The sequence below is a fragment of the Clostridium sp. Marseille-Q7071 genome, from assembly GCF_965112025.1.
Map to the genome: position 1 here is coordinate 1 of NZ_CBCOPR010000001.1, position 19,363 is coordinate 19,363.

The following is a 19,363-nucleotide window of genomic DNA, read 5'->3' on the forward strand; positions in this document are numbered from 1 at the left end:
CCACAGCTTCTTAATGAAGAATTAATAATGAAGAATGAAGAATTTATGGATACTTCTCCTTTATAGGAGAAGTTCAAATTTAATTTCTTTTTTGAAGTTACGCAGTAAATTCTTATAAAAAGACTAGCAATTGTATTGATAATAAAAATATTAGTTAAATTTATTAGTATTGTTCCGAATCATACTGCACCTCAGGGGAACCCTTATACAATTGAAAATTGACGATTAACAATGAAAAATTATGGATATTTCTCAGTAGAAACTGAGAAATTTAGAATTGGTTTCTTTTTGGAGTTACGTAGTAACTTCTTATAAAAGAAACTAGTAATTGTATTGCTAGTAAAGATCAATTAAAGAAATTAGTTTGATCAAAACTAATTTCAACCATAATTCTTCATTCTTCATACTTAATTCTTAATTCCTAAAGTTTCTCCATTGATTAAGTTCCCCAGAGGTGGAAAAACTAGCAATTTTATTGCTAGTAAAAGTTAATTAAAGAAATTAGTTTTGATTAAAACTAATTTCAACCATAATTCTTCATCCTTCATACTTAATTCTTAATTCTTATAAGTTCTCAATTGTCTAACTATTTATTAGAAAAATGTTGTGTTGCAAATAATATGTTATTTCTTTTGTACTTACTATAATATTTATCACTATAAGCTACAGATATAGCTGTTTTAGTATGCTTAGAATAAAGTATATTTTCTCTATGACTTTCAGAGTTCATCCAAAGATTAAATATATGATTAGCATCAATTTCTGATAAGTATTTAGTAGTATATAATATATTTTCCTTTATGGATGTAGGTGTGTAATCAAAAGCTTCAGCTAATGCCTGAGCCATTCTATTATCATAATTTATATTGTTATGTCCAAAATACTCTAACTGCATCATTGCTCTTGATTTATATTTTGATATCTCATATAATTCCTCATCCCAAACTAATGGTGTGAGACCTCTTTCTTCTCTTGCTTTATTACATAAATTAAATAATTCTTTTTCTAACTGTTCTAAATACACCATTTCATATTTATCTGGTAATGGTTTTATCTTAGAGTTTTCTTCAGTAAAGTCTGGTGGTATATATGTTCTGTTAACTACTGCTTGTACCGCATCCTTAGATACTATTCCACCAACTACAATAACATCAAAATATCCTTTATCTTTCACAAAATTAATTGTTTCTTTTTCAGCATATTGTCCTAAAGGTATTACCGGTGATTTTTTCATTGCTGCAATAGGAGCTGATGATAGTGCATCTGCAAAATTAGAAGAGGTAGTTAAAAGTACTTCTTCAACATCTATATCTCCATAAAAGCTTTTTAATATATCTCCAGTCCTTTTATTATCTACCTTTCTAAAGGCAGAAAAAATATCATAATTCAAGTTTAAATCTCCTATAATATATCCACTATTAATACCCTTTTCATTCATATAATTCTCTAAATAACTTTTGTCATCACCATATAAAATAATTGGATTTTTGTTCATAGAAGCATAGCTAGAAATTAAGGTCACATCCTTATAATCATTTCCACTGCATATCATAATATTTTCTATATCACCAAGCTCTTTAGCAATTTTCACACTAGTTTCATATCTATTTATTCCACCTAATCTAGTAACTTGGATTCCTAAATTTTTTATTTCTTTTTCAACACCTTCAGATACAGCGCCAGTACCACCAACTATGTATACATTTTTAGTTCCTAATCTTAAAATTTCTTTTTTAGTAAATTCATTTAATTTATTTTTGTTTGTTAATAGAATTGGTGCTTTCTTATTAAAGGCTAAAGGTGAAGAAGTTAGAGCATCTATATAACTTTCTCCACTAGCAATAACAGCATATGGAGAATTTTCATAATTAGCTTTACTTAATAGAGCAGATGTTTCATATCTATCCGCTCCAATAATATAATTCACTTTTTCCCCAAAACCATAAGTTTTAGCACTAAAACATATCAATATCAAAGCAAGAAAAAAGAAAGTACGAACTTTCTTATTTTTCATTGTATTAATCCCTCCTTCAATATACTACTATACTATAAATTAGTGTGATTGAACATTATAAGAATTCACAGCTTCTTAATGAAGAATTAATAATGAAGAATGAAGAATTTATGGATACTTCTCCTTTATAGGAGAAGCTTAAATTTAATTTCTTATAAGAAACTAGCAATTGTATTGCTAGTAAAAATCAATTAAAGGAATTAGTTTTAATTAAAACTAATTTCAACCATAATTCTTCATCCTTCATACTTAATTCTCAATTATAAAAAAGGCCCCTTTTTAGAGGCCTTTATTACTAATTAATTCTCTATATTATATTTTGTTTTAGTTGTTTCAACTAAGACAGCACCACTTTTAGAAATAAAATCTCCTTGCTTAGTTTCAAAAATATTCTTTCCTACAATTAAGTCCATAACATTACTAATTTGCTCTGTGGTTAAATTTTCTTTAACATTTTTAACTGTCATATTAGATTTACTACCTTTAGTTGTTATAAATGTCATAACTAAATCTTTTGCCATAAAAATTCCCCCTATTCTTTCTATAATATAATAATAATTTTTACATGTTTTCCTAAGAAAAAAATCATTCTTTTGAACTTATATCCTTCATGATTAATTTCATAAGAAAAATTAGTTCGAAATGTTTTTACTATTATAGAGGATAGAATACTATTTAAAAACTTCACTATCCTCTTTATCATAGCCTATGCCTCTACAAGCTTACTTTTATCTTCTCTAGTTATTTCTGTTACATCATTCATTAGCAAATTTGCCATAACACCAGCAACAGAATAAACCTCCTCATCCTTAGCTGTAACTTTAATTTTAGAAAATCTTTGATTCTTATAAAGATCCTCCCCCTTTGAATTAAGGCCATCCTTATAAGTTAATAAAACTGATGAACTTGTTTTAATTGATGATATTGCCATGTTCTAATCACTCCTTTCACTAATTAGATATGCATAGATTAGTGAAGTTTATAAAGTTAATTTAAAGCTTTTATGTTTTTCAGCAACAACTTTTCCCCCTGGGTGATTCAATTCACAGTTTACAGCTTCTTAATGAAGAATTAATAATGAAGAATGAAGAATTTATAGATACTTCTCCTTTATAGGAGAAGTTTAAATTCAATTTCTTTTTTGAAGTTACATAGTAACTTCTTATAAAAAGCTAGCAATTGTATTGCTAGCAAAAATCAATTAAAGAAATTAGTTTGACCAAAACTAATTTCAACCATAATTCTTCATTCTTCATACTTAATTCTTAATTCCTAAAGTTTCTCCATTGATTAAGTTTCCCAGAGTTGGAAATGAAAAAACTAGCAATACAAAATTGCTAGTTTTTAAGGACTATGAAAAATCTATGTTTCTATCTGTTTCTAATGGTTCTTTTCTATTTGCCTTATTCTTATTTAAGTCTTGTATAAAGTTTGCATTTTCTTTTATCTCTATTTTATATCTTGTTTGCTTTCCTTTAGTTGCCTCTGTATTTTTGATAAGTACTTTTATAGTTTTTCCATCACTGCTTAATGATGTTGTATAGTCAATAGTTGGAGTTAACTTTATTTTTTCATCTAAAGAGCTAGTTATAATTAGATCATGAGCAAATAGTGCTGGATTTCCTCTATGCAACTCTTCTGAAAACGGCATCCATACCTCAGCTCTATCACTATTAGCTACATCAACGCTATACTCTCTCTTATCTTCTGGTACCTCTGGCGCTGTTTTATCAACAATTTTTATTTTATTAGAATTGTCTACTCCTGAACCAGCTGAAGTTCTAATGCCATTACCATCATTAATTCTTAGTATTAAATCATTACCTGTTAAATCTTGTGTATCTGTTGGCATATCTCTATCAGTTTTAATTGTAACTATATTTGAATCATTAGTTATAACATCTTGTATCTCTATTCCTTTAAGATTCAGCTTAAAGTCATTCTTAGAAGCACCTTGTATAGTTTGATCAAATTTAACCTTTATAGTTCTTTTATCTTCTGTAATTGCATTACCGTTTTTAATATCCTCAGAATATATATTAGCTACCTTAGCCTTTGATTCCTTAACCACAGGCTTTTTAACCATATAATCTTTTAATATATTTCCTGCTTCGTCTTTAAGAGTAGTTAATTGGATTTCTGTAACATTACTTCCAAAGTTAACATATTGATTATCTATTTCCTCAGGTAATATTAATCTTACCCCTTTACCACCTTGTATAGGAGTTATGCTAGTATCTCCAGGTAAAGGTATCATTATGCCATTAAAATTAATTAAGTAACTTGAAGTACTCTCTAAAGTTGAAATATCCATTTTCTTTGAGAAAGTTAAAACTATTGTTCTAGTTCTTCCATCACTTGATATTGACTCTAAAGTTGGAGGAGTAGTATCTCTAACTACAATCTCCTTACTATAATCCTTAATTAAATTTTGATTTTGAGTAGCATCTCTTAAACCAGAAATTTTTATTATATTTTTTCCTTGTGGTAACTCATTATATAGTTCAATAGTTATAATTTTTCTATCACCATCTGTAAATTTAACTCCTTTAATTGATACCCCATTATCTTTTTCATCTTTTATAGTAAAGTATTTTGTATTTTGAGAATCATCATGCATATTTTTATTAAAAATAACTGTTATTTGCTTTCTATTTGGAGATAGGGTTACATTTTTAACCTCTGGTTTAGTTTGATCTAACTCTGGTCTAACCTTTACAGTATTCTCTCTTATTCTATTTCCGCTATAATCTTCAACATAATCTATATACATTGTAGTTTCATAACCTGGAAGTCTATTAGCTGAAGTTGAGAAATAAAACTCATATTTATTTCCTGATAATTTTCTCATATCATTAGCTTTTATCTTACGATCAGCAACTTTATAATAAACATTATCTATTTTTACAGTGCTTGGATCCACATCCTCACTAAAAGTTATAACTAACTTCTCTGAAGTTGCAACAGCTTTATCAATTCTAGGTGGTGTTTTATCTTCAACTACATTTAATTTATGTTCTGAATATATTGACTTGAAGCTATTAAAATCTGTAACTCCCTCAATTGTTAACTTATACTCACCTGGTTTTAATAAATCTTTATCATATGGAGTTAACACCACTTCTCTTCCAGTAATATTAGCGGAGCCTGAAAATTTCTTTCCATCTAACTTAATATTATTTATAGGTACTGTATTAACTGGTTCACTAAACACTATTTTAATTGCTTTAGTACCTAAATTTATTACCTGCTTTACTTCTGGATAGGTACTATCTATTGGAGTAAACACAATATCCTTTGCATATATCATTTCATTATTTTTAGCTAGAATTTTTTCCACTTTAATTTTATATTTCTCTTGATTTGCTAGTGGCTTTTTCATAGTTAATCTAGCTGTTTTTTCATCTTCTAGCAACTCAATGCTTTCTATTTCTCCACTGTTATTAATAGAGTAATTTGATACATCCTCTGCAGAATCTTTATCTACTTTAATTCCAAAAGTGACATCTACTTCTTTTAAATTAGTTGCCTTTACTGAACTAACTTCTGCCTTCTCAACAACTTGAGATGGATCTCTAAACTTGCCACCTAAAGCACTAGCAATACTTTCTGTAGTATTATCACCTATACCTCCACCTACTAATGTAACTTCTTCTACCTTACTTTGAGACTTTAAGAATGTTTCTTGAGATAGAGATAGTTTACTTCCTGCTAATATTATTGGAGCACCTTCTTTTCCAGCTACTGGTCCTGCTGCTAATGCATCAACTAATTGATTTTCTTGAACTGCCCCATCCTTAGCTACATAAATAGATTTTAGCGCTTTTCCACCATAAAACTTTCTAACAACCTCAGCATTAGTTTCACTTCTATTAGCTCCACCAAGCCTTTCAGCTTTTAAATCATCTTTTATAGAATTTGAAACAACACCTTCTCCTCCAACTACAATAGCTTCTTTACCTTTAGCCATATCTTTAACTTCTCCAAGGCTTGTACCATTTGTTAAAAGTATTGCTATATTATTTTCAGCTGCCGCTCCTGCCACAGATAGTGCATCTGCAAGTCTACCATTTAATCCATTAACAACAGCAACTTTTTTAGGATTTAGTTTTTCTGCAACCTTTACAGAAGTTTCAAAACGATTTGCTCCTGATATTCTTTCAACCTTTAATCCACTTTGTTCTAATTCTTTAACTACATCCTTAGAGATTACACCTTCTCCACCTACTACGAAAACATTTTTAGCACCTAATTCTTTAATTCTTTTTCCTGTAGCTTCTGTTAATTTTCCTGAGTCTGTTAATAATATTGGTGCATCCTTTAATTTTGCAAAAGGCGTAGCAGAAAGTGCATCTGCAATAGCCATAGCATTAACCAAAACTATATTATCACTTTTGCTCCATTTTGAACTAACTTTTACAGCTGTTTCATATCTATTATTTCCAGCTAATAATTTTTTCTCAATAGTCTTATTTGTCTCTACAGCAAAAACATTAGAATTCATTGTTGCAAAAGTAGAAGCAAGTAACAACCCTGAAATAACCTTTGAACTCTTTTTCATCTTTTTATTCTCCTTTTCATCTTTTTAAATTCAAATGTGTAATATATAGTTAATTAATTTATATATTAATCTTTTATTTAATTTCACTATATGAACCTACCAAGTAATTAAAATTACACATTTCTTTAAGTAATAAATAATCTGCTTTTTATTAAAAGTCTATCTTATTTAATCAATAAAAAATTATTATAATTTCTACTTTTCATTAAAATTTAAAATTGTAATTTATCATCACCCACACTTAATGATTTTATTATAAAAAGTTATAACTAATTTAAGCTTTTATTGCCAATGATATAATTTTTTAACAGTTTAATTATACCAAAAAATACGAAAACATACTATATTAGCCTGTAATTAAATGTAATTTTCGTAAAATTAGCTCCAAAAATTTATTATAAATTATCAATAAAATATATAAATTTTAATTAAAGCATTCTATATAAATAATTTAATTTCTTTTAGTATACTAATAAAAGCTTTGAAGTTTATTAAGAAATAGTTAAAATTTTATATTTTTTACTAATTTTAAGCAGAAATTAATTCTACAAAATTTATTTTTGGTTAAAATTGATATTTTTAATTATTAATACTCATATATATAAATAAATTATTGTAGCAGGATGGAAAACCATCCTGCTACTTAAAAAAATCATTTTATTTTCATCATAACATTGATAATGAACTTATTTTTTTCTTCTACTATATCAACTATTCCATTATATTTTCTCGCTACTGACTTTATATTTGAAATTCCCATACCATGATTATATTTATCGAGTTTTCTACTTACAATTTTACCTTCAGCATATTGAATCTTATCTACTGTAGTGTTAGAAACTTCTATTATTAAGTATATATCTCTTATATAGGACTTTATCCATATAGTCTTAGATATATCATTATCTCCAATTCTTATACAAGCTTCAATTGCATTATCTAAGGCATTACTCAAAATCACACATAGATCTACAGGTTCTAATGATGTTTCTTTAGGTATCATAAAATCACATATAAACTCTATTTCTTCCTCTTTTGCTATATTATATTTTTCATTTATAATTGCATCCGATATGGAGTTTCCTGTTTTTATTTTAAAATCGAGCTTTTCTATAGTTTCGCCAATATTGCAAAGATATTTTTTTATTTCCTGAGTATTATTAGAATCAGCTAGACTTCTTAAGCAAAGAAGATGATTGTTCATATCATGCATTACTCTTCTTACTCCACTATAAAATCCTTCAATGTTCTTACTGTGTGTAAGTTGCAATTTAAATTGTTGTTCCATGAGCATATTCTTTTGTTTTTCTTCTTCACCTTCAAGCATTTTTTTAAATGTATATGCAGTGATTATTATGGATATTAATAAAGCAAAACTTACAAAAGGTAAAATATAATAAACCTTAGGAAAAATATAAGGCAAATAGTATTTTTTATCTTCAATTTTAATTCTTTGAATAAGAAAAAAATACCTGCCAAGCTATAGCTTGATAAACATGGAATAAGTAAATATAAGCTTTGATATGAGTTTAATGATTTTTCTTTTAAATTTAAAAAATCACAAATATTTTTTAAGAATATAAATAATATAGTAAAGCGTGAAATATCATTAATAATATTTTTTATAAAATAAATAAATACATTCTCATTAGAAATCATATTTATTTTATATGTAATAGGAATTATGCCAAAATCAAAAATTAAAAAAGCTAAGCTAATAAGTAATAGCACTGTTTCCTGAAGAATCACAGCATAAAATTTAATTAAAAAATTTCCTTTGCATAGAATACATACAACTATTAACCAAATTAAGTTATATATAATTATTCGGATTGGTTCGGAAGTTATTTTCATAATATAGAAATCTATAATTGTTATTAATAATACAAATAAAATAAATTTCCAAGGTTTGCTTTTAAAGCCTAAAAACCTTTTTAAAAAATAATATTCAATAGTATATAAAAGAGGGCTTGTTAGATATCCTGATAAAAGTCCAGCAAATTCAAAGATATATTGTTTTTCCATAATTATTATCCCTCATCTTTCAAATAATACATAAATACCTTTGAAAAATCTGCTAGTTTATATTTTGACACATATATTTTTTCTAAATTTTTTAAAGTTATAAAGGTATTGTCATAACTATGAACATATTTTAAATTTACAATATAACTTTTATGACACCTAAAAAAGTTATCTTCATAAAGCTCTTGCTCCATATCAGATAACTTATAGTAATATTCAATAACATCATAAGTAGTATGGACTTTTACCTTTCTTTGTTGCGATTCTATATACATTATATCTTTGTGAAAAATCTTAGTTGATTGACTAATTGTTTTGGCTACAATAAATTTATCTTCCTGTTGAAACTGTGATAGCGCTGAGCATAAAATTTCTTTAAGTTTATCTTCATCAACAGGTTTTAAAATATAATGAAAAGCTCTTACATCAAATGCCTCAAATACATAGTCTTTAAATGCTGTTATAAATATAATAACCGCTTTTTCATTTACTCTTCTTATTTTTCTTGCAATCTCTATACCAGTAAGCTTATTCATCTTTATATCTAAAAGATATATATGAAAATCTTCTGTAGATGATATTAGCTCTTCCCCACTGCTAAATTCAAATATTTTATATTGTTTATTAGTTATCTCTAAAGCTCTATCAACCATATGTACTATTGTTTTTCTTTGACTATTTTCATCATCACAAAGAGCTATTCTTAACATAACACCACCCCACAAACAATTATAACAGGAATTAAGCCTGTGTATAAACTTTAAACAATTCACAATGTACAATGCACAATTCACAATTTTTGTGGACATTTCTCAGTAAAAGCCGAGAAATTTAAAATTATTTATTTTTAAAGTTATGCAATCACTTCTTATAAAAAACTAGTAATACACTGCTAGTAAAAAAATAAGTTTAAGAAATTAATTCGTAAAGAATTAATTTCAACAATAATTGTGAATTGTGAATTTAAATATTTAAGGATGTAGCTATATTGAGCTATATATTAGTTTTTAAGGTAGTTTATCTATATATCTCTAAGCTATAGTATCAATTTTTTCTCCTTCATATTTATCTTTATCATTGATATTTTCACTGTAATGCTTAATATTTTCAGCAGTTTGTTGTTGCTTTATTAATAGCTTATCATCATTTTGTGTATTGCCATTGCTACTAGTATTCTTACTTTCTTCGCTTTTGTAGGTAACATTGCTTAATCTATTACTTTCTACGTTATTCTCAGATTTATTATTTGTATCTGTTAATTTATCATTGATTTTTTCAGTAATATTTTCAATGTTGTCCTTTATCTTAGCAACAGATTTTCTCTTTGCAATGGGATCAATTCCTCTTGATTCATCTAACTTTATCTCATTTTCTAAAACTCTTACCTCACCAGACATTGAAGTTTTTGAGAGGACAAAGCTTTAGCTTGAGACAAATTATTAGAAAGACTCAAAACACTAGTCATTTTTTCTTCAGAGTTATCTTTGTTACTTTCTCCAACAGAAAGTTTGTTTGATTTTTCTTTAAGCTTCTCTTTTTTCTTACTTATATCCTCAGTACCAAGTGATTTACGTTGTTCCTCACATTGAATTTTACTTATTTGCTCATTGATTTCCTCAATTTGCTTATCAATATTGTCTAGCTTTTCTTTTATTGATGATGGACTTTCACCATTTTCTAAAGCTTTTTCAATAATATCATTTTTACTATCCATTAAATTTACTTTCTGCTCAATTAAACTTTCAAGCATACTGTTTTTCTTTGACTTTTTTCCTAAAGATACTGACATACTATTTTTATTCAAAGTATTATTTTTTTCAGTTCTTTCATTACTATTATTAGAATTTTTAGTAAGACTATTACTTGAAGGATGACGTAAATTTATTTGCTTCATATACTGTTGTGATGAAAAAGATATTCTCATATATAACCCCCCTTTCCCCTAAATTTATAATCATAATATACTTTGTTACACTTCTTATATCGTTCAATATTACAAAAATTTTATTACATTGTAACAACAGGTCATGAAAATGTAGTAAATAGATTTTTCCCATAATTGTGGATATTTCTAAGTTAAAACTGAGAAATTTAAAATTGATTCTTTTTGAAGTTACAAAGTAATTTTGTACAAAAAAAGTGGTGAACACTGTTCGCCGCTACAATAGATCTATTAAAGAAATTATCTTGTTTAAAAGTAATTTCATCATTAATTGTCAATTGTCAAATTTCCATTTTCCATTGATAAACTTCCCCACAAATAAAAAAACTAGCAATTGTATTGCTAGTTCAGAAATATATTAAAGAAATTAATTTGTAAAATTAATTTCCACCTAAATTCTTCATTCTTCATACTTAATTCTTAATTATCATATTTTCTTCATCTACAATTTTTTTGCAAAAGCATATAATGATGCTAAAGATTTCATTTGAAAGAAGTATGTTTAATATAGATGGTATAAATTTATTCAATAGAAGATTTATTTAGATATTTGTACTGCTATAGCCATTATATTTAGCATAACGAAAAATAATATAATACCTATTCTCATTTCACATCTATGGATATATCCAATTATTTCATTTTTATTTGAATCTAAATCACATTCATTTTTCTTAAAGTTTTCAAAATCTTTTTTACTAGAAAAAAACATAAAACCAAAAAATATATATGTAACTATCTTCATAAAATTTGTATTCAATGTTATCCCCCCTATTTATACTAGTTTTGAACCCCACAACCATTATATTACATCCCAACCATTAAATACATCATTGATTTATAATATCATACTAAAATACTCACATACATGAGCATTTTTTTAACATCATTGTTTTGATGCTAACATTTACTTTCCTACTAAGAAAAAAGGCGAATAACGTTAGCCCCTATAAGAATCTACTAAAGAAATTATTCTATGTAGCGGCGAACAGTGTTCGCCATAATATTATTACATTGGTAACTGTTCCTTAGAGATGAAGGATGCTTCACATTATTAATTTCCACCCCTGGGGTCTATATGAAAACTACAGAATTGAAATAAAATTAAAGTATCTACAAGATTTAAACATGTAACTACTTTCTATGTAGACCCCTAGGGTGCAGTATGGTATGGCACAATACGTATATCATTAAGCAATACTTTAATTATATTGCATATTTCTATAGCATTAGTTAAATTTACTAAGTCTTGTTCCGAATTATACTGCACCTCAGGGGAACCCTAAAGGGCTTCACTACTGTTCCTCAGAGGTGAAATAAAAAAAACTAGCAATTGTATTGCTAGTTAAAAATCTATTAAAGAAATTAGTTTTATTAAAACTAATTTCAACATTAATTGTCAATTGTCAATTATCCATTGATTAAATTCTCCATTGACAAAGGTTGGTATTGATTTTGTATTTTTTAAGAAACCAGAGTTTATGATAATTTTATCCTTACCATCCAAAGCTCCTAAGTCTGTATCTAGTAAAATAGTTTTATCAGCAGTTAATGTTATTTTAATTGTTGTTTCATTTTCTATTTTGGCTTCTTCTATATGATTAACAACATTTACATTATTAGAAAAATTTAATTTATGGTTAACATCTCTTGTTCCATCATTAGCTACTATTAAAAGTTTACTCCAATCTATTTGAGATTTTATATCTTTACCTACAGTACCTATTTCATTGAAATTTGTTCCTGTTATAGTTAATATCCCTTTTGGATTTTGGACATTTCCATTTTGATAAGTTACTTTAGTTATTGTAACATTTGGAACTCTGTGAGCATCTTCTACTTTAAAACATACAAATTTAGTTATTTTATTTTCTAAATCAAGTTCATATAGAGATACATATTTACCTAAATTAGCTTTTATATTTTCGCCGCTATTATATCCTATTACTCCTTCATTACCTACTATCTTTTTACTACCTACTGTTGGCGTTGCTAGTGGATTATCACTTATTTCATAGGCTAATTTATTTCTGCTATTTGTAACATTATAATCAATTTTTATTGTTCCACTGCTACTACCAGGCAAAACTTTATAATTGGTAATTAAGTTTACTAAATGTGTTCCTATAATTTCCCCATCTGTTGATGTTGGTTCTTTTGCTAAAGCTCTATTACCTTTTAAATCTTTTATAACTCTTACCTTACCATTATCATCTTTATTAAATTTAATTACATATCTTGCCTTTACTGCACTTTCGCTTGGATTTATTGTAACTTTAAGTTTATTTGAATTACCATTACTATCTTTAATAAAGTCCACTTCAAATTCTGTTACTTTAAGAGGATAGTTCGGTTCATATTGTGAGAAAATATCTAGATCTGTTTTTATGAAAAGAGGATTTACTGTTGTATCTAGATTTTCACTAAATGGTATGATTATCTCATTACCATTTTCTATTCTATATCCTCTTGAAGATTCTAAAACTACCTCTGGAGAAATTTTATCTACAATTTTAATTGGTCTTGAGGTGTCTACTGAACTACCTGCTGATGTCTTAATTTTATATCCATCAGTTATTGTTAACGCATCCTCTCTAATGTCTGTTGGCATATCTCTATTTGTGCGGATTTTTACAATATCTGTACCATCAGTATAAACCTCTGATATTCTTATATGCTCATTATTATATCTAGCATCTAATCTGAAGGCATCACTATATGCTCTTTCAATTGATTTATCAAATCTAACCTTTATAGTTCTTCTATCTTCTGCAACAGCATTTCCTTCTCTAATTGTCTCTGAATATCTTTCAGCTACCTTTGCCTTTGAATCTCTATCTATAGGTTCTCTCTTATAGATATCTTCTAATATATTACCTGCCAAATCTCTTACTGCCATAACTTGTATCTCTGTAAGATTATCTCCTAAATATACAGTTTTGCCATCTATTCTCTCTGGTAAAACTATCATAACACCTCTTCCATTTTGCACCACGGTTATATCTGTTGATGATGGTAATGGAGTCATTTTATTATCAAGGTACACATAATAGTTAGATATATCCTCCAAAGTAGCTGAATTCATCACTTCTGAGAAGGTTATAACTATTCTTCTGTATTCTCTATTACTTGCAACGGATAAAATTCTAGGAGGAGTACTATCCCCTACCACAAAATCTTCATTATAATCTAACATTACGTTTTGAAGATGTGTTCCATCTTTTATCCCAAAGATTCTTATTGAATTTCTGCCTTCTGGGAGCTTATCATACATAACTACTTCTAAAACTTTATAATCGTCCGCTCCCCAATTTACGTCTTTAATTCCAAGTGCCTTTCCATCTTTATCTTTTATAGTAAAGAATCTACTGTCTCTAGAATCTCTATGAAGAATTTTATTAAATCTAACAATTATTGTTTTGTTATTTGAATCTACAGTAACAGATTTAACCTGTGGTCTACTAACATCTACTTCTGGTCTTACTCTTACGTTTGCCTCTCTAATTTTATTTCCGCTATAATCTTTAACATCTTCTACATATAACATAACTTCATAAGCTGGAAGCCTATTAGAGCTCTCTGAAAAATAAAATTCATATTTATTTCCTGCTAATTTATTCATTCTATTAGCTCTTATTTTATCTCCTCCAGATTTATAGTACACATTTTCAGCTCTCATAGTATCTGGATCTACATCTTCACTAAAGGTTAATACTAATCTTTCTAAGGTTGCAGTAACATGTTCTACTCTTGGAGGGGTATTGTCTTCCTCTACCAAAAACCTATTTTCAGAATAAACTGTTCTTAACCCAACATAATCAGCTACTCCATCAACTGCAAGCTTATGCTCTCCTGGTTTTAATAACTCCCTATCAAAAGCTGTCAATATTAACTCTCTTCCATTGTTGGTCACTGAACCATAAAAGTTTTTACTATCTAATGTGAAATTATTAGAACTAGCTTTTTTAATTGGCTCAGTAAATATAACTTTAATAGCTTTAGTTCCAAGAGAGACCACTTTTTCCACTGCTGGTAATGTGTTGTCTAATGGAGTAAAGTCAAATTTTCCATAGATTTCTCTATTACTATAGGAATATACCTTAGAAAGTTCTAAATTGTATTTTTCTTGATTTTTTAAAACCCTATCATTCACTTCTTTAATATTTAAAATAACTGTTCTTTCATCTTCTAATAAAGTTGCACTTTCAATCTTTATATCTTTATTTATAGAGTAGTTATCTTTATCCTCTGCACTTTCTTTATTTACTCTAGCTCCAAAGGTAATTATAACTTCCTTTACATTTGTAGCTTTCACTGAAGTAACCTCGTCTTTATCCACTACAGCTTTATATTCTAAAGCATTAAGTATAGAATTTACTGTTCTGTAGTTTACTCCTCCACCTACTTCATAAACCTTATTAATTTTCTCCTGTGATTTTAAAAATCTTTCTTGCTCATAATACAGCCTATCTCCAGCTAATAATATTGGAGAAGAATTCTTAGCGGCAAGAGGTCCTGCTGATAATGCATCAACTAATTCATTTTCCTTATAAGTTCCATCTTTAGTAATATATATTTCCTTAACTTCTTTGCTGCCATAAAAGGCCTTTAAGACCTCTCCATTAGTTTCATTTCTATTATTTCCATATATTCTTTCAGCTCTTAACTGTTGACGGAGTCCTTCACTAACTACTCCAGTTCCTCCAACAACAGTAATATCCATTCCCTCAACTACTCTTCTAGCATTACCTATATCTCTGCCATTAGTCAAAATAATTGCCATATTATTTTCTCCAGCTGGTGCTGCAATAGATAATGCATCTGCGAGTCCCTTTATACCATTAACTACAAAAGCTCTATTGGTATTTAAATTTCTAGCTACTTCTACAGAAGTTTCATATCTGTCTAATCCATGAATTCTTTCCACAGATATTCCCATATTCTCAAGTTCTCTAACTATAGAATTGCTTACAACACCTGTACCTCCAATAATATAAACCTTTCTAGCTCCAAGTTCTCTTATTCTATCTTTAGTTGTCCATGTCAATTTATCTTTACCTGTTAATAATATTGGCGCATTTTTTTCTCTAGCAAAAGGTGCAGCAGAAAGTGCATCAGCTATAGCAGTTCCATTAACTAAAACCACATTATCTGAAGAACTCCATCCCTCTTCGCTGACTTTAACAGCAGTTTCATATCTGTCATTTCCACCTAAATATTTCTTTTCAATTGTATCCCTAGACTGAACAGCAAAAACCCTACAGTTACTCATTGTAAAAGTTAACCCAAGAATCAAAGTTGAAACAATTTTAAAACTCTTCTTCACCATATCCTCTCCCTATTTTTATCAATTTACCGATATAATTAATATATGAAATTATGGGAGGATATGACACTTATTTAATTCACAATTCAAAATTCAAAATTCACAGCTTACATGTTATTAATTAATAATTAAAAATGAAGAATGAAGAATTTATAGATACTTCTCCCTTATAGGAGAAGTTATAGATTTATTTTCTTTTTAAGTTACATAGTAACTTTTTATAATAAAAAACTAGCAATTACATTGCTAGTAAAAATCAACTAAAGAAATTAGTTTTATTAAAACTAATTTCAACCATAATCCTTCATTCTTCATTCTTCATTACTATAGTTTCTTCATATTACTATTTAATTTTCTAAGTATTATTCCGAATTATGCTGTACCTCAGGGGAACCCTAAAATGCTTCACTACTGTTCCCCAGAAGTGAAAAAACTAGCAATTGTATTGCTAGTAAAAATCAGTTAAAGAAATTAGTTTTATTTAAACTAATTTCAACCATAATCCTTCATTCTTCATACTTAATTCTTAATCCCTATATGTCCTCTATTGCCTAACTTTTCTATCGCCAAGTTTTTTCTATATATCACATTATGATATTTTAACTTCTTTTCCTCTGCATATTGTTTTATGGTTTTCTCTTGAAAGAATATGTTTTCTAATATTTCTTTTTCTATGTGGGATAGGTTGTCTATTGATTTCTTAAGTTGCTGTAGGGTTTCTTTGAATATATAATCCTCTTCTATGTTCTCACTAGAATTTAATAAATCTATTATTTTTAACCCATTGTGATCTGTTTCTAAGCTAAGATTATATCCTTCTTTTACTTTACTTCTTATAAGTGCATAATAATTATTTTTAATTGAAGCAATTGCATAAGGTGTAAAAGAATATTTGGTTATATCACAAGCTCTTATTGCTTTTAATAAGCTGTGAAAACCAACCTGTTCTAAATCTTCTACTTCATATCCAGCCACATAAATTCTTCTACTAAAGTATTTTATATAGTTTCTAAACCTGTCAACTATGGATTCTGCAGCTACCTTATCACCATCTTTTGCACGCACTACTAGCTCATTTAAATCATTATACATATTCTATTTTCCCCCTTTTAAAATTTAATTAAAAAGTGTAATTTTAAAATCTTCTTACGGAAAAACAATAGAAAGAATTATAGATATTTCTCGTTATGAATTGAGAAATATCTATAATTATGAATTAAAACATTTAAGGAAGCATTTATACTTGCTTATAAATTAGGTTGCAGAATAGTACCTTAATATGATTTTTAAGTTACTATTTAATTTATTTTAATTAACAATAAGGTAGGGCTTAATTTAAATGATAAATTGACTTGTATTTATTTCCTATAACTATATTATATTACTTTTTATTACATTTTTCAATAGAAACATATAGAAAAATTACGACAATAAACTTGTCCATATGTTGATAAATAAGGGTTTATGGAGTAACTTGTATGTTATTAATTAAGAATTAATAATGAAGAATTTATGGAAACTTCTCCTTTATGGGAGAAGTTTTTAATCGATTCCTTCTGAAGTTACGCAGTAACTTCTTATAAAAATCTATTTAAAGAAATTATTTTGTTCAAAAATAATTTCAACCTAAATTGTCAATTGTCCATAGTCAATTTTCAATTGACTAAACTGTTTCTATAGGTGAAAATTATGGGGAAATTTTGTCTTATTTTGTTGTAAATTTTGGTATTATTGTGATATAATTAACTGGTATATTTTATGAATTATTGTATTTTATACAAGTTACAATAATTTAGGTATGGGAGGGAAAATTTTATGTATGAAGTTATTAAATATGGTTCTGTAGGACTTGCTTTTATATGTATAATCTGTATTTTTATATCTTCAAAAAAGAATTCAAAAAACAAAAATAACTAATAATTTTAAGTAAGTCGTCTTGAATTCATTATTTTTCAGATGACTAAAAACAAAGGAGAATTTATGAGTAAAAAAGTATACAATATTTTTGCTAGTATTTTATTGTGTTCATTGCTTTTAGTAGGTTGCTCTAGTGGTAATACCGCTAAAGTGGATAACACTTCTACGAATAATGCCTTCTCTGGATCTTATGAGAAGGATATACAAACTTTCAAATCATCTTTTGTGAAAAAAGCTCCTTCAATTGATGAATATGAAAACTCAACACCTCCACCATATGCTTCAGAAATTGAATATGAATCTGATGGATTAAAACTTAAGGCATGGGTTTTAAATGATCCAAAGGATGGTTATAAATATCCTGCTGTGGTTCTAATGCATGGTGGTTTTTCATTTGATGAGAGTGATTGGGTTGTTGCAGAGGATTATATTGATAGAGGCTATGTAGTTATGACACCTATGATTCGTGGTGAAAATGGAAACCCAGGTAATTTTGAATATTTTTACGGTGAAGTAAAAGATTGCATTGCTGCTGGAAAATATTTAGCTAACCTTCCTTATGCTGATGAGAATAATGTATTCTTAATGGGACATAGTGCAGGAGGCTCTTTAGGTGTTTTAGCATCATTAACAGATTCGCCATATAAAGCTATTGCTACTAACGGTGCATCATACGGTACAGAAATTTATTTTGAACAAAGAAAAGAACGTATACCATTTAAATATAATAAAGATGAAATACATATACGCTCATCTTATGAGTACGCAAATAGTATAAAAACACCAGTTTATTCCTTCGTAGGTAAAGATGATATAGGAGTAATGTACTTATCAGAAGAATTTGAAAAACAAGCAAAAAAATTTGATGCACCATATAAACTAATACCTATAGATGGAGATCATAACGAGTCCCTAGATGAAGCTATACAGTTAAGTGCAGATATATTTGATTCATATGTGGAGAAGAAATAACTTATTAACAACGATGTTCGTTGTTAATTAAGAATTAAAAATGAAGAATGAAAAATTTATGGAAACTTCTCCTTTATGGGAGAAGTTTTTAATTGATTTCTTTTGAAGTTACGTAGTAACTTCCTATAAAAAACTATTTAAAGAAATTAATTTGTAAAATTAATTTCAACCATAATTCTTCATCCTTCATACTTCATTCTTAATTCCTATAAGCTGTCCGTTGTTATTTAAGTATTAAAAATGAAGGATGAAGAATTTATGGAAACTTCTCCTTTATGGGAGAAGTTTTTAATTGATTTCTTTTGAAGTGATATGGTCACTTTTTGTAAAAAGCTAGTAATTATATTACTAGCTAAATTTATTGAAGAAATTATTTTATAAAATTAATTTTTATATTAATTATCAATCATATAACTGTAGCGGCGAACAGTGTTCGCCACATGTTATTGCATTAATATTAAAGTATAAAACATGTTCAAAAGAAACTGGCGAACACTGTTCGCCCCTACAAAAATATATTAAAGAAATTAATTTGTAAAATTAATTTCAACCATAATTCTTCATCCTTCATACTTCATTCTTAATTCCTATAAGCTCTCCATTGAT

The 19,363-nt window shown here is 27.6% G+C and carries 12 protein-coding genes; 1 reads left to right on the plus strand and 11 read right to left on the minus strand.

Annotated features, from left to right (window positions below; all coding sequences use genetic code 11):
- Positions 1 to 586: 586 nt before the first annotated feature.
- The 11 genes from ACWPW7_RS00005 to ACWPW7_RS00055 form a co-directional block, all read right to left on the minus strand.
- Positions 587 to 2,014: a cell wall-binding repeat-containing protein gene (locus tag ACWPW7_RS00005; RefSeq protein ID WP_454051866.1), complete on the minus strand. Its 1,428-nt coding sequence runs from the start codon at positions 2,012 to 2,014 to the stop codon at positions 587 to 589.
- A 299-nt stretch (positions 2,015 to 2,313) separates the two neighbouring features.
- A complete protein-coding gene (locus ACWPW7_RS00010; protein ID WP_454051867.1) occupies positions 2,314 to 2,535 on the minus strand; it encodes a DUF2922 domain-containing protein in 222 nt (73 codons plus the stop codon).
- Positions 2,536 to 2,720: 185 nt separating this feature from the next.
- Entirely contained in the window at positions 2,721 to 2,945 is a 225-nt protein-coding gene (locus tag ACWPW7_RS00015) for a DUF1659 domain-containing protein (protein ID WP_454051868.1), read from the minus strand.
- Positions 2,946 to 3,365: 420 nt separating this feature from the next.
- Positions 3,366 to 6,575 (minus strand): cell wall-binding repeat-containing protein, encoded by a 3,210-nt coding sequence (locus tag ACWPW7_RS00020; protein WP_454051869.1) that lies wholly within the window; start codon positions 6,573 to 6,575, stop codon positions 3,366 to 3,368.
- Positions 6,576 to 7,227: 652 nt separating this feature from the next.
- On the minus strand, positions 7,228 to 7,902 hold the full coding sequence (locus ACWPW7_RS00025; protein WP_454051870.1) for a sensor histidine kinase: 675 nt from the start codon (positions 7,900 to 7,902) through the stop codon (positions 7,228 to 7,230).
- A 703-nt stretch (positions 7,903 to 8,605) separates the two neighbouring features.
- Positions 8,606 to 9,310 (minus strand): LytR/AlgR family response regulator transcription factor, encoded by a 705-nt coding sequence (locus tag ACWPW7_RS00030; protein ID WP_454051871.1) that lies wholly within the window; start codon positions 9,308 to 9,310, stop codon positions 8,606 to 8,608.
- A gap of 321 nt (positions 9,311 to 9,631) precedes the next feature.
- The gene (locus tag ACWPW7_RS00035; protein WP_454051872.1) at positions 9,632 to 9,997 is read right to left on the minus strand and encodes a hypothetical protein; all 366 of its coding nucleotides are present in this window, start codon (positions 9,995 to 9,997) and stop codon (positions 9,632 to 9,634) included.
- Positions 9,982 to 10,524: a hypothetical protein gene (locus ACWPW7_RS00040; RefSeq protein WP_454051873.1), complete on the minus strand. Its 543-nt coding sequence runs from the start codon at positions 10,522 to 10,524 to the stop codon at positions 9,982 to 9,984. The genes ACWPW7_RS00035 and ACWPW7_RS00040 overlap by 16 nt, the downstream gene beginning before the upstream one ends.
- Positions 10,525 to 11,080: 556 nt before the next feature.
- Positions 11,081 to 11,302, minus strand: coding sequence for a hypothetical protein (locus tag ACWPW7_RS00045; RefSeq protein WP_454051874.1), 222 nt, complete (start codon positions 11,300 to 11,302; stop codon positions 11,081 to 11,083).
- A gap of 639 nt (positions 11,303 to 11,941) precedes the next feature.
- Positions 11,942 to 15,868, minus strand: a complete 3,927-nt coding sequence (locus tag ACWPW7_RS00050) for a cell wall-binding repeat-containing protein (protein ID WP_454051875.1) — start codon at positions 15,866 to 15,868, stop codon at positions 11,942 to 11,944.
- Between the two features lie 519 nt (positions 15,869 to 16,387).
- Positions 16,388 to 16,960: a sigma-70 family RNA polymerase sigma factor gene (locus ACWPW7_RS00055; RefSeq protein ID WP_454051876.1), complete on the minus strand. Its 573-nt coding sequence runs from the start codon at positions 16,958 to 16,960 to the stop codon at positions 16,388 to 16,390.
- 888 nt (positions 16,961 to 17,848) lie between these two features.
- Here ACWPW7_RS00055 and ACWPW7_RS00060 point away from each other — a divergent pair.
- The gene (locus ACWPW7_RS00060) at positions 17,849 to 18,757 is read left to right on the plus strand and encodes a prolyl oligopeptidase family serine peptidase (protein ID WP_454051877.1); all 909 of its coding nucleotides are present in this window, start codon (positions 17,849 to 17,851) and stop codon (positions 18,755 to 18,757) included.
- Positions 18,758 to 19,363 lie beyond the last annotated feature (606 nt).